9 protein-coding genes are annotated in these 13,114 nt (G+C 70.9%); 5 read left to right on the forward strand and 4 right to left on the reverse strand.

Annotated elements, in window-relative coordinates; all coding sequences use genetic code 11:
* The first annotated feature begins 32 nt into the window (after positions 1-32).
* A complete protein-coding gene (locus tag H4W31_RS39295; RefSeq protein WP_192771217.1) occupies positions 33-656 on the forward strand; it encodes a TetR/AcrR family transcriptional regulator in 624 nt (207 codons plus the stop codon).
* Positions 657-1,652: 996 nt separating this feature from the next.
* Here H4W31_RS39295 and H4W31_RS39300 read toward each other — a convergent pair.
* Complete coding sequence (locus H4W31_RS39300; RefSeq protein ID WP_318783658.1) at positions 1,653-2,915, reverse strand: MFS transporter; 1,263 nt, start codon at positions 2,913-2,915, stop codon at positions 1,653-1,655.
* 236 nt (positions 2,916-3,151) lie between these two features.
* Here H4W31_RS39300 and H4W31_RS39305 point away from each other — a divergent pair, with 236 nt between their 5' ends.
* Positions 3,152-3,529, forward strand: a complete 378-nt coding sequence (locus H4W31_RS39305; RefSeq protein ID WP_192771218.1) for a hypothetical protein — start codon at positions 3,152-3,154, stop codon at positions 3,527-3,529.
* Between the two features lie 355 nt (positions 3,530-3,884).
* Here H4W31_RS39305 and H4W31_RS39310 read toward each other — a convergent pair whose 3' ends face one another.
* A complete protein-coding gene (locus tag H4W31_RS39310) occupies positions 3,885-4,085 on the reverse strand; it encodes a helix-turn-helix transcriptional regulator (protein WP_192771219.1) in 201 nt (66 codons plus the stop codon).
* Between the two features lie 221 nt (positions 4,086-4,306).
* Here H4W31_RS39310 and H4W31_RS39315 point away from each other — a divergent pair, with 221 nt between their 5' ends.
* A complete protein-coding gene (locus tag H4W31_RS39315) occupies positions 4,307-4,528 on the forward strand; it encodes a hypothetical protein (protein WP_192771220.1) in 222 nt (73 codons plus the stop codon).
* A gap of 134 nt (positions 4,529-4,662) precedes the next feature.
* On the forward strand, positions 4,663-5,403 hold the full coding sequence (locus tag H4W31_RS39320) for an MBL fold metallo-hydrolase (protein ID WP_192771221.1): 741 nt from the start codon (positions 4,663-4,665) through the stop codon (positions 5,401-5,403).
* 233 nt (positions 5,404-5,636) lie between these two features.
* On the opposite strand, the gene H4W31_RS39325 is transcribed toward H4W31_RS39320, so the two are convergent.
* Positions 5,637-7,121 carry a glutamate synthase subunit beta gene (locus H4W31_RS39325; RefSeq protein WP_192771222.1) on the reverse strand — a complete coding sequence of 495 codons (1,485 nt, stop codon included), beginning with the start codon at positions 7,119-7,121 and terminating at the stop codon, positions 5,637-5,639.
* The gene (gene gltB, locus H4W31_RS39330) at positions 7,114-11,859 is read right to left on the reverse strand and encodes a glutamate synthase large subunit (protein ID WP_225947682.1); all 4,746 of its coding nucleotides are present in this window, start codon (positions 11,857-11,859) and stop codon (positions 7,114-7,116) included. Before gltB ends, H4W31_RS39325 begins: the two co-directional genes overlap by 8 nt.
* Positions 11,860-12,076: 217 nt before the next feature.
* On the opposite strand from gltB, the gene H4W31_RS39335 reads away from it, so the two are divergent.
* The gene (locus H4W31_RS39335; protein WP_192771223.1) at positions 12,077-12,955 is read left to right on the forward strand and encodes a GNAT family N-acetyltransferase; all 879 of its coding nucleotides are present in this window, start codon (positions 12,077-12,079) and stop codon (positions 12,953-12,955) included.
* Positions 12,956-13,114 lie beyond the last annotated feature (159 nt).

The following is a 13,114-nucleotide window of genomic DNA, read 5'->3' on the forward strand; positions in this document are numbered from 1 at the left end:
CAAGTCGAACGTATTGCTTAGAGAATCGGATCATGCCGAGGAAGGTCGACCACGAGCAACGCCGGAGCCGGATCGCCGAGGCGGTGTGGACGATCGTCGCCCTGCGCGGGCTGGAGGCGGTCAGCCTGCGCGACGTCGCCGCCGAGGCCGGGGTTTCGCTGGGCCAGGTCCAGCACTACTTCAAGACCAAGGACCAGGTCCTGCTGTACGCCTGTCGTCGCCTCGTCGAACTGGCCGGCGAGGAACTGGGCCGCAAAGCCGGGACACCGCCCGAACCCTCGTCCCCCCGGGCGGTCATCCGGGCGATCGCCGAGCAGACCGTGCCGACCACACCGGAACACCAGGCCGGCGCCGCGGTCTGGTACGCCTTCATCACCAGGTCGGTCACCATGCCGGAGCTGGCCACAGTCATCCGGACCACCTGGGCCGACACGCACGCCCTGATCACCGAACAGGTACGCCTGGCCCAGCGGGCCGGCGAGGTGGACCCCCGGCTCGACCCGGCGGGGCTGGCCGCCACCCTGCAAACCGTGATCGACGGCGTCGTCCCGCAGGTGCTGGTCGGACACCGTACCGGCACCGAGGCCCTGGCCATCGTGGACGAGCATCTCGATCTGGTCTTCGACCCCGCCCCGAGCCGCCGACAGCCCGGCTGACCAGGCAACGAGTACCGGAGCGGTGTCCACCGGAGATGTTGACGGCGAACGGGTCTCCGACGACAGCAGCGCCGCCGCCACCTCGGAGTGCTGGTAAGAACGTGTCACCACCAGCTAAAGCGGGCGTGCACGGGAGACCTGGTGTGGCCGGAGGTGGCGGCCAGGCTGGCTGGCCGCTGGTCTGGACAAACCTTCAACTTATTGATTTTGAGCCGGCTGGTCTACAGACCACGCAGACCCCCCGGCTCCTCCCCTGGCCGACTCGTGAACAGTCCCGCCACACATGGCGCATAGGCATGACATCACCGGCGAACAGGCCGGCTCCTCTGGCGGCCATGACCGATGTCAGCGCGACTCACTCCAGGGGATCAACATGGACACCACGCCCACTGTCCCCGGATACCTCCGCCCTCCCAGTGGCGGACGGGCAGCGGGACGAAGTTGTCAGCCTCTACGTCCCCTGTGCGTTCTGCGGGATCTGGCACAGCCACGGCAACGGCCGCGCGTCCGAACCGCTCAACCAACCCGGGGAGGTCACTCACCGCGTGGAGCACTGCACCAGCCCCACGGACCGCTACGGGCGGTCCACCGCCCCCGAGAGAGGCTGGGCCGTACGCGCGCACCGGTTACAACATCCTGATGCAGGAGGAGCCGTTCCGCCAGGAGTGGGGCACGGGACACGCGTAGGCGGTCCCGCGTGATCGCCGCTGCCTTCTCCTGGCCGGACGCGCACCGGTGCCCGGCGTGAGGTAGCGCGAGAGTCCGCTGCAACCGATGGAGGAGTGGCGTTGGACCGGACAGATGGGCGGCCACTTCTACAACTGCTAGCCGGACACCACGGGCGAGACTCCGGCGTGTCGGTGGACATGTCCCCACGGGGGCGCGCTCCGTGTCCGGGAGTTGTCCGGGACACGCGCAGTCCTGATCGCTACCGCGGCGGCCTTCGACGCCTGGGGGGTCTGGCCGTAGCGACGGCAGCCCGTTCAGGCTGCCTGGTCACGCACGGCTCTGATGCGGAACGGCATCCTCGGCGACACTGATTCCTCGGTCGGCGCGCCGGCGATGCCATCGCCGCTGCCGTGTGAAGGTCGTGATCGTTGCGGCAACACCGATGGCCGCGCCGGCAATCAAGGCGGTGGGCAACCAGCCGAACCACTTCGCAGTCGCTGCCCCGAAGGCAGTCCCAAGGCTGCCGCCCACAAAGTAGACCAACATGTAGGCACTGTTAAAGCGTGCCGGGGCCGCCGGATCGATCGCCAGAACAGTGCTTTGGTTAGCCACCTGGGCCGCGAACAGCCCCGCATCGAAGACCGCCAGGCAGACCAGGGTCACGGCTGTGTTCGCGAGGCTGAAGCCCAGAATGGTCGCGGCTACCGCGGCCAGGACGAGGCCGGCGAGGATCACCCGGCGAGCACCGACGCGGTCAGTCCACGCACCCGCGACCTGGGTGGCCAGGATGCCCGAGAGGCCCGCAAGTGCATACAGTCCGATCCGTTCGGCCGAGTACGAGAACGGGGGCTCAGAGAGCGCCACGGCGATCCCTGCCCACACCACGGAGAACGCGAAGAACCACATTGAGCCGCGCAATGCGGCAACGCGCAGGGTCGCGTGACGGACGAACAAGCCAGGCAGCGAACGCAACGCAGACAGGTAGCCGCGCTCGGCGGTGCCGTGTGCTCGCGGGAGCGCCACCAGGCAGCACACCGTGACCAAGCCGCAGGCAGCGGCGAAGACGAGCAGCATCTTGCGCCAGCCGAGCTCGTCTGAAAGCCACCCGCCGACGATTCGGCCGGCAAGAATCCCGGCTGAGATGCCGGCGGTCACGACCCCCAAAATCGTTGCACGCCGTCGCGGAGGAGCCAAACGGCCCGCGACCGAACTCAGGCCCGCCCCGACCGATGAACACGCACCGACCACGGCGACCATCAGGCCCAACAGCGTGACAGTGGGGACGACTGCGCTGGCCGCAAGTGCACACGCAAGGACCCCGAACTGAGCGGCCAGGACCCGCCCAGGAGCGAAGCGGTCGACCAACGGCACGAGAACACCGAGACCAACCATGTAGCCGATAGGCCCAAACGCGAGTGCGACCCCAACGGCAGTGATCTGTGTACCCAACGAGTCCGCCACATCCGCAATCGCTGGCTGCAACGGGTAGATGGTCGACGTGGCAAGGGCAGCCGAGGTCGACATGAACAGGACGGCGGAACCGCGGAGCCGAGCAGAACCAGGAGCCCCGATGTTGGTTTCAGTTGTCACCCGACCGACCGTAGGGGTGCAAGAGCAGGAGTGCTGGCGAGAATAGGACGTCGATGGCGTGGGAGGCCCAGCTCAGCTCGATCACTGCTGAGGAGGTCGTCGAGCGCAGCTGTCGGTGGGCGGATGAGGTGCCGTCCATCGTCGTTCGGCCGCCCACCGAGCGCGGCGGGGCGTGGCGGGTAACACGCGGGTTGCTCCGCTTCGACGGGGCATGGCTACCCGCTGAGGCGGACTTGGTGCCGTTCATCGGGTGGGTGCTGTCCGGACGGTTCGTCTACGACGCTTTGCGGTGTCCGGCCATCGGCCAGGTCCCGGCCCGCCACGTACACCCGGACACCCTTGCGGACCTGCTCCGCCTCCAGTCGCTCACCGTGGAGGCGACCCGGCTCCGGGGTCCGCGCGGCAGGCTTAGCGCGCGGCCGGGAAAGGCCAGGTGGAGGCCCGGAAACTGGTGGCGGTGGCTGCCGCCGCTTGCGATGCGTCGGACGTGGCCGGAGGTGAACCGGATCATCCGCCAGCGTCAGAAGGAGGCGACCACCGCTGAGACCGTGGCGGAGGGCACGGCGGACGGGGTGACGACGCTCCGGCGTCAGGTGGCCGCCGGGATCGAGTAGCGTCGGCCGGAGTGGCTGGCGTACCTGCACGGCCAGGCGGCGGAACTGGCCCGGCTGGACCTGGTGGCGGAGGAACTGGCGGCCACCGTGAAGGCCCTAGCGGAGTTTGACCGCGTGCGCCAGGTGATGGAAGTCCCGGCACGCCTGTTCATGGCTGCATCCACGCTCGAGGCCTGGCGGTCCAGGAAGCCCGGGAGCAGGCCACTACCGCGTCGGCGAGCCTGGAGCGGCACGTGGTCCAGGCCACTCGGGGGAGGCCGCTGCGGCGGTCTGAGTTTCACAAACAGGGGCCCGCATCCGCCGGACTGGCCTCCTCCGGGTGCGGGCCGTTTCGTGTCTCTGCGAGCCGCCTCTGTTACTCGCTCTCGTCGCGTTGGCTGGGCCGGTTCTCGCGAATCCAGGCTTCAACGGCGTCTCGGTCCCAGATCCGCATGCGGCCATTGCCGACGGTATCGACGGGCTCGGGGAATCCAGGTCGACGGACGATCTCGGTTGTCCTGGTACGTGATACACCGCCGAGCATCGCGGCGACGTCTGCCAGGGCAACCAGCCTCATACGGCGACGGTAAGCACAAATGACCTTGCCACTTCGGCACTTGCCGCATTGACGGTGTCGAAGTGGCAAGGGAGGCTGTTGTGCATGGGTTGTGCCGCTCGTGGAGCGGGGCTCGGGGGCGGCACGTCAGCCTTAGCCTGCCCGCGCGGCCGGATCACCCCGTCCCCTGGCAAGGGGCGCCGGCCGCCGGGCAGGCCCGGACGCGACGAAGGGTGACGCACGTGTTCAGCGACGACATACCGCACCAGCCCGTACCGCTCACCAATCCCGGACCCGTGCCCGTGCCTGAGTCGATCGAGCGGGCCGAGATGCGCACGGTGCTCCGGCGCCACGTCAGCAACGGAGGCAACTGCCAGTCGTGCGGCAACCCCCCGGATCACACCGGGATGTGCTGGGCGGCCAGGGTGGCGTACGAACGGCTGGCGAGCGACTGGGGGAAGTGACCCCGGAGACGCGGAACGGCCCGGACCTGCGTGGGATAGGTCCGGGCCGTTCTGTGCGCGGCTACGCCCCTTGGATCCCTGGATCCGCCTGGATCCGACGGGCGTGGCTCGCGATGCCCAGCTAGGTTCGGTGGATGCGACTATCGGTGCTCGGCGGTTGCGGCGGCTGGCCGACCGCGAACCAGGCGTGCAGCGGATACGTCATCGAGCACGACGGGTTCAGGCTTCTGGTGGATCCGGGCTACGCGACGATGCCCCGGCTGCTCGATCTCATGACACCCGACGAGGTCGACGCCGTGTTCGTCACGCACGGGCATCCCGACCACTGCGCCGACCTCAATCCCCTGCTGCGCGCCAGAGCCATGCGGGACAACCCCCCGGCACCGCTGCCCGTGTACGCCCTTCCGGGCGCCCTGGACGCCGTCCTCGCGCTCGACCGGCCGGAAACGCTCGACAGCGCCTACGATCTGCGCGAGTTCAACGCCGGCGACCACTTCGACATCGGCCCCTTCTCCGCGTGGACCCGCATGCTGCCGCACTTCACGCCCAACGCCGGCCTTCGGCTCGAGCAGGGCGGCCGGATCCTGGCCTACACCGGTGATACCGGCCCCAGCCCCGAGGTGGTGGAACTGGCGCGGGGCGCCGACCTGTTCCTGGCCGAGGCCACCCATGCGGACGAGGTTCCGGCCGACTCACGGGAGGCCCTGACGAGCGCCGACCAGGCCGGCCGGCAAGCCCGGCGGGCCGCCGTGGGACGCCTCCTGCTCACGCACCTCTGGCCCGGTTCCGACGTCGAACTGGCCAGGGCAAAGGCCGGTGCGGAGTACGACGGCGACATAGCGATAGCCACCCCCGGCCTCGCCACCGACGTGTGAGTCAGCCAGCGACGCCCGCACGGGAACGTGCGAGGACCTCGGCGGCCCCTAACTCGAGGCGGGCCGGCGTTCTGTCTACCTCACGCTCGCGGCGGCGGTCGGCCGGGCCGGCGCCTGGTTCCGCCGGCCGATGGTGCGACGGCGGCTGGACGCGGTCAGCGGCACCGTGCTGATCGCCCTCGGCCTGCGGGTCGCCGCCCAGACCCGCTGAGCGACGACCAGCACGTGGCGGGTCAGCGGGCGGGTACGGCCAACGGCTGGGTGGAGGACGCCACCGGGGCCGGCAGCTCCCCCGTACCGCCGAGGTAGCGGTGGATCGCGGCGGCGGCCGCCCGGCCCTCGGCGATCGCCCAGACGATCAGCGAGGCGCCCCGGTGCATGTCCCCGGCGACGAAGACACCCGGCGTACCGGCCTGCCATTCGGCGTCCGAGTCGATCGCACCACGCCGGTTGCGGACCACACCGAGCTGATCGAGCAGCAGCTGCTCCTCGGTGCCCTCGAAGCCGATGGCGAGCAGCACGAGGTCGGCCGGCAGTTCCCGCTCCGAGCCGGGCACCACGGTCAGGAAGCGCTGACCGTTCCGCTTCTCGACGGTGACCTCGGCGATCCGGACCGCGCGCACCTGGCCGGTGCCGTCGTCCACGAACTCCTGCACCGCGACCGCGAAGACCCGCTCGCCACCCTCCTCGTGCGCCGGGTACTCGCGCAGGATCCACGGCCAGGTCGGCCACGGGTCGCGGGCCTCGTCGCGCTCGTGCGGTGGTCGCGGGTACAGGTCGAGCTGGTGTACGCCGGCCGCGCCCTGCCGGTGCGCCACGCCCAGGCAGTCGGCCGCGGTGTCCCCGCCCCCGATGATCACCACGTGCCTGCCGGCGGCGTCGATCGGCGTCGACGACTCCCGCCCGCTCACCAGCCGGTTCGACGCCACCAGGTGCTCCATCGCCTGGTGTACGCCACGCAGCGGCCGGCCCGGGGTTTCCGGGGTGTCCCGCCCGGCGAGGGCACCGCAGGCGAGCAGCACCGCGTCGTGCTCGGCCCGGAGCTGCTCGGCGGTGACGTCGACGCCGACGTTCACGCCGGTCCGGAACTGCACGCCCTCGGCGGTGAGCTGGGCCAACCGCCGGTCGATGTGTTCCTTCTCCAGCTTGAAGTCGGGGATGCCGTACCGGAGCAGGCCGCCGATCGCGTCGTCCCGCTCGTACACGGTCACCGCGTGACCGGCCCGGACGAGCTGCTGCGCGGCGGCGAGTCCGGCCGGCCCGGAGCCGACCACCGCGACCCGCCTGCCGGACGGCCCCGGTACCTCGTGCGGGGTCACCAGGTCCAGGTCGAAGGCCCGGTTGACGATCTCGACCTCGACCTGCTTGATGGTCACCGGCGCGCCTCCGGCGATGCCCAGTACGCAGGCCGCCTCGCACGGCGCCGGGCAGAGCCGCCCGGTGAACTCCGGGAAGTTGTTGGTGGCGTGCAGCGACTCGATGGCGGTCGCCCAGTTGCCGGTCCGGACCAGGTCGTTCCAGTCCGGGATGCGGTTGCCCAGCGGGCAGCCGTCGTGGCAGAACGGGATGCCGCAGTCCATGCAGCGGGTGGCCTGCGCCCGGATCAGGGGCTCGTCGGCGGACGGGTAGACCTCGCGCCAGTCGGAGATCCGTACCGGGACCGGGCGGCGGGCCGGGAGCTTCCGGTCGTACCGGAGGAAACCGTTCGGGTCAGGCACGAGCCACCTCCTGGGACGGCCGCGAACCGGGGCTGACCGGCCGGGCGGGGGACGCGGGCGGACCGGCCGGTGTGGCACCGGACGGCGGCTGGGCGGGTACGGGTACGGCCGGCGGGGCGGCCGGAGCCGCCAGGGCGGTCATCACCGCCTCGTCGACGTCGCGCCCCTCCGCCTCGGCGATCCGCATGATCTCCCGGACCCGCTTGAAGTCGCGGGGTACCACCGCGGTGAACTCCTCCACCGCCTCCGGCCAGCGCTTGAGCAGCGCCTCCGCGACGGACGAGTCGGTCTCGGCGAAGTGCCGCTGCACCAGGTCGTGCAGGCTGCCCCGCTCGTCGTCGGTGAGCGGCGCCAGGTCCACCAGTTCGGTGTTGACCCGGCGGCGGTCGAGTTGCCAGACGAACGCCGTACCGCCGGACATGCCGGCCGCGAAGTTGCGCCCGGTACCGCCGAGCACCACCACCGTGCCGCCGGTCATGTACTCACAGCCGTGGTCACCCACCCCCTCGACGACGGTCGCCGCGCCCGAGTTGCGGACCGCGAACCGCTCGCCGACCCGGCCACGCAGGAACAGTTCCCCGCCGGTGGCCCCGTACAGGATGGTGTTACCGGCGATGATCTGGTCCTCGGCCCGGCCGTTCGGTCCGGCCGGGGTGTCCAGCCCGCCGGCGAACGGCGCGGCCGGATCGGGGCGGACCACGATCCGCCCGCCGGACAGCCCCTTGCCGACGTAGTCGTTGGCGTCGCCGGCCAGCCGCAGCGTCACTCCGCTGGGCAGGAAGGCGCCGAAGGACTGACCGGCGGTGCCGGTGAGATCGAACTCGATGGTGTCGGTCGGCAGGCCGGCCCCGCCGAACCGCCGGGTGACGACGCCGCCGAGCATCGCGCCGACGCTGCGGTGTTCGTTGCGGACCGCCACCGCGGCCCGGACCCGGGTACCCGACTCCGTCAGCGCCGGAGCGGCCAGGGCCAGGAGTTCGTTGTCCAGCGACCGGTCCAGCCCGTGGTCCTGGGCCCGTACGCCCCGGCGGGCGGCGCCGGCCGGCAGTTCCGGCACGTGGAGTACGGGCCGCAGGTCCAGACCGTGCGCCTTCCAGTGGCCCAGGGCGGGGGCGAAGTCGAGCAGCTCGGTCGCGCCGATCGCCTCCTCCAGCGAGCGGAAGCCCAGCTCGGCGAGGTAGCCCCGGACCTCCTCGGCGAGGAAGAGGAAGAAGTTCTCCACGAACTCGGGCCGCCCGGTGAAGCGCTCGCGCAGCACCGGATTCTGGGTGGCGATGCCGACCGGGCAGGTGTCCAGGTGGCAGACCCGCATCATGACGCAGCCGGCGACGATCAGCGGGGCGGTGGCGAAGCCGTACTCCTCGGCGCCGAGCAGGGCCGCGACCACGACGTCCCGGCCGGTCTTGAGCTGGCCGTCGACCTGCACGGTGACCCGGTCGCGGAGCTTGTTGAGCAGCAGCGTCTGCTGCGCCTCGGCCAGCCCCAGCTCCCACGGGGTGCCGGCGTGCTTGAGCGAGTTCAGCGGGGAGGCACCGGTGCCGCCGTCGTGTCCGGAGATCAGGATGACGTCGGCCTTGAGCTTGGCGACCCCGGCCGCGACCGTGCCGACACCGATCTCGCTGACCAGCTTCACGTGTACCCGGGCCGCCGGGTTGACGCTCTTCAGGTCGTGGACGAGCTGCGCCAGGTCCTCGATCGAGTAGATGTCGTGGTGCGGGGGCGGCGAGATCAGTCCGACTCCCGGGGTGGCGTGCCGGGTCCGGGCGATCCACGGCCAGACCTTGTTGCCGGGAAGCTGACCGCCCTCGCCCGGCTTGGCACCCTGGGCCATCTTGATCTGGATGTCGTCGGCGTTGACCAGGTATTCGCTCGTCACCCCGAACCGGCCGCTGGCGACCTGCTTGACCGCCGAGCGCCGGGACGGGTCGTAGAGCCGCTCGACGTCCTCGCCGCCCTCGCCGGTGTTCGACTTGCCGCCGAGGCGGTTCATCGCGATCGCCAGGGTCTCGTGCGCCTCCGCCGAGATCGACCCGTACGACATGGCGCCGGTGGCGAACCGCTTGACGATCTCGCTAGCCGGCTCCACCTCGTCGAGTGGGACAGGCTCGCGTACTCCGCTGCGGAAGGTGAACAACCCGCGCAGCGATCCGGCCTGCCGGGCCAGGTCGTCGACCTTGGCGGTGTACTCGCGGAAGACGTCGTACTGGCGGGAGCGGGCGGCGTGCTGGAGCAGGAAGACCGTCTCCGGGTTGAACAGGTGCAGCTCGCCCTCGCGGCGCCACTGGTACTCGCCGCCAACCTCCAGCGGCCGGTGGTTGAGCGCTCCGGTGTTCTCGGCGTACGCCCGGCTGTGCCGGGCGGCCACCTCGGCGTGGATCCCGGTCAGCCCGATGCCGCCGATCTTGCCGGCCGTACCGGCGAAGTAGCGCTGCACCAGCCGGTTGTCCAGGCCGACCGCCTCGAAGACCTGGGCACCGCAGTACGACGAGACGGTGGAGATGCCCATCTTCGACATGATCTTGAGTACGCCCTTGCCGAGCGCCTTGACGTAGTTCCGGACCGCCGTCCCCGGCTCGATCCCGGCCAACGCACCGGTCGCGATCAGGTCCTCGACCGACTCGAACGCGAGGTAGGGGTTGACGGCAGCGGCGCCGTAGCCGATCAGCAGGGCGGTGTGGTGCACCTCGCGGCAGTCACCGGACTCGACGATCAGCGCCACCTGGGTCCGGGTCTGCTCCCGGACCAGGTGCTGGTGCACGGCGGCGGTGAGCAGCAGCGACGGGATCGGCGCCAGGTCGGCGGTGGAGTCGCGGTCGGAGAGGACCAGGATGCGTACCCCGTCCTCGATCGCCTCGGAGACGTGCCGGCAGATCTCGGTCAGCCGGGCCTTCATCCCGGCGGCGCCGTCCCGGATCCGGTAGAGCCCGGAGACCCGGACCGCCTTGAACCCGGGCAGGTCGCCGTCGGCGTCGATCTTGAGAATCTTGGCCAGCTCGTCGTTGTCGATCACCGGGTACGGAAGTACGACCTGCCGGCAGCTCGCCGGACTCGGGTCGAGCAGGTTCCCCTCCGGCCCGATCGTCGCCTGGAGGCTGGTCACCAGCTCCTCCCGGATGGCGTCCAGCGGCGGGTTGGTCACCTGGGCGAAGAGCTGGTGGAAGTAGTCGTAGAGCAGCCGGGGCCGGGTGGACAGCGGCGAGATCGGGGTGTCGGTGCCCATCGAGCCGACCGGTTCGGCGCCGGCCCTGGCCATCGGCCCGAGCAGGATCTTCAGCTCCTCCTCGGTGTAGCCGAAGGTCTGCTGCCGGCGCCGGACGGAGTGGTGGGCGTAGACGGTGTGCCGGCGCGGCGGCAGGTCCGACAGGTCGATCAGGCCGGCGTGCAGCCAGTCGCCGTACGGCTGCGCGGCGGCGAGCTCGGACTTGATCTCGTCGTCCAGGACGATCCGCCCGGCGGCGGTGTCGACCAGGAACATCCGGCCCGGCTGCAACCGCCCCTTGGCGACCACGCTCGCCGGGTCGAGGTCGAGTACCCCGGCCTCGCTGCCGAGCACCACCAGGCCGTCCGAGGTCAGCCACCAGCGGCCCGGCCGCAGCCCGTTGCGGTCCAGTACGGCACCGACCAGCGAACCGTCGGTGAAGGCGACCGACGCCGGCCCGTCCCACGGCTCCATCAGGCTGGCGTGGAAGCGGTAGAAGGCCCGCTTCGCCGGAGCCATCTCCGGGTCGTTCTCCCAGGCCTCCGGGATCATCATCAGCACCGCGTGCGGCAGGCTCCGCCCGGCCAGGTGCAGCAGTTCCAGCACCTCGTCGAAGTTGGCCGAGTCGGAGGCGGCCGGGGTGCAGATCGGGAAGAGCCGCTTCAGGTTGCCGGGAATCTCCGGGCTGCGCAGCAGCGCCTCCCGGGCCTGCATCCAGTTCTTGTTGCCCCGGATCGTGTTGATCTCGCCGTTGTGCGCGATGAACCGGTAGGGGTGGGCCAGCGGCCAGGACGGGAAGGTGTTGGTGGAGAACCGCGAGTGCACCAGGGCGATCGCGCTGGTCATCCGGGGGTCGGTCAGGTCCGGGAAGAACTCCGGAAGCTGGTCCGGGGTGAGCATCCCCTTGTAGACCATGGTCCGGGACGACAGCGACGGGAAGTACGCCGGCACGCCCCGCTCGGCGGTCTCCCGTTCGGCCTGCTTGCGTACGCAGAACGCGACCCGGTCCAGCTCGAGGCCGGTCAGCGGGGTGCCAGCCGGACCGGCCGCCGAACCGGTCAGCCGGTGCGCGGCGAGGAAGACCTGCCGGATCCGGGGCCGGGCCGCCAGTGCGGTCTCGCCGAGATCGTCCGGCCGAACCGGTACGTCCCGCCAGCCCAGCACCTCCGCGCCCTCGACCAGGGCGTACTTCTCCAGCACCGTCCGGGCCCGAACCTCGTCGGCCGGATCGGCGGGCAGGAAGACCAGGCCGGTGGCGTACTGCCCGGCCGGTGGCAACGGGAAGTCGACCACGGCCCGCAGGAAGGCGTCCGGCACCTGGAGCATGATTCCGGCGCCGTCGCCGGTGTTCTGCTCCGCGCCCCGGGCGCCCCGGTGATCCAGCCGACACAGCGCCGACAGGCCCTTCGCGACCACGTCGTGCGAACGGCGGCCGTGCAGGTCCGCCACGAACGCCACCCCGCAGGCGTCCCGCTCCGTGCCCGGGTCGTAGAGCCCCTGCGGCTCCGGCGTTCCCGTCAGCCGAGCGGTGGAGTCCAGGACGTGACCGCCGCCGGTCAGCTCACGGTCGGCGGTTGCCGCCGACGGGGAGAGGCGCGGTTCCTGGGGGTACGGAGAGGCCACCGGGGCTCCTGTCGTCACTCACGTTCAATCATTGGGTCGGGACGACGTCGGCCCTGCTGGGTCTCTCGAGTCTACGTTAGGGGCCGGCGGGGTCCACCAGTTCGAACTGATCACAGGCAGCGGAATTGATCACATGCCCGGGATCCGCTACGTGTACGCTCCCCCGGTGGCTTCTGTGCGAGACGAGCCGTTTGACCGGTTGGAACGCTTTTACGATGCGGTGCCGCGTGACGGGGCACACACAGAGGATTTCGGCGGGCTGGTTCTCTTTGTCCGCGACGGGGCTGGCTGGCCATTCTACGCGCGCCCGCGACTGGACGCCACGGAGTCGCCGTCGGCAGCCGACGTGACCGCCGTCCGTCAGCGGCAGCGTGACCTCGGCCTGCCGGAGGCGTTCGAGTGGGTCCACGACAACAATCCCGAACTGCTGGCGGTGGCCCGGTCCGCGGGCCTGTCGGTGCTGGAGGCGCCACTGATGGTGCTCGACCCGACCGCCCTGCCGCCGGCCGCCGAGTTGGGCGGGCCGGCGGTACGGATCCTCGACCCCGCCGCACCCGGCTTCGCCACCGACGTCGCGGTCCGGCGGGCGGTCGCCGCGGTCGGCTTCGCCGCGCCGGGGACCGAGACCGGCGCGGCCGGGCCGACCGCCCGGGACGCCGCCCTCGTCGAACTGCCGGTCGACTCGCTGGACGAGGAGCGGGCCAGGACCGCCGCCGGAGGGCGGATCTCCGCCCTGGTCGAGATGCCGGGCGAGGGAGCGGTGGCCAGCGGCATGGCGCTGCGGGTCGACGACGTCGCCGAGATAGCCGGCATCGCCACACTCCCCTCGGCCCGCCGCCGGGGCCTCGGGGCGGCGGTCACCGCCGCCCTGGCCCGCCGGCTGCTCGACGACGGCACCAACCTGATCTTCCTTTCGGCCGGCAGCGACGAGATCGCCCGGGTCTACCTGAGGGTCGGGTTCCGGCGGATCGGCACCGCCTGCATCGCCGAGCCCGCCCCCGCCGCACTGTAAGGAAGGGTTCCTTCTTATCGCTTTTTGCATAAGAAGGGGCCCTTCCTAACCGGCGTCGGCCGGTCCCCGCACAGCCTCAAGACATACTCAAGATCATTGCGTCGTCGCACGTGGGCAACCATGATGACCGGCAGTGTTGTCCCGTACAACTCCATCCCC

Origin of the sequence: Plantactinospora soyae (assembly GCF_014874095.1) — a bacterium.
Taxonomy (GTDB): domain Bacteria; phylum Actinomycetota; class Actinomycetes; order Mycobacteriales; family Micromonosporaceae; genus Plantactinospora; species Plantactinospora soyae.

Bases quoted from the DNA above. Each gene is read 5' to 3' on its own strand.
- H4W31_RS39320 (WP_192771221.1), top strand. From the start codon at position 4,663: ATGCGACTATCGGTGCTCGGCGGTTGCGGCGGCTGGCCGACCGCGAAC.
- H4W31_RS39335 (WP_192771223.1), top strand. From the start codon at position 12,077: ATGCCCGGGATCCGCTACGTGTACGCTCCCCCGGTGGCTTCTGTGCGA.
- H4W31_RS39295 (WP_192771217.1), top strand. From the start codon at position 33: ATGCCGAGGAAGGTCGACCACGAGCAACGCCGGAGCCGGATCGCCGAG.
- H4W31_RS39310 (WP_192771219.1), bottom strand. From the start codon at position 4,085: ATGAGGCTGGTTGCCCTGGCAGACGTCGCCGCGATGCTCGGCGGTGTA.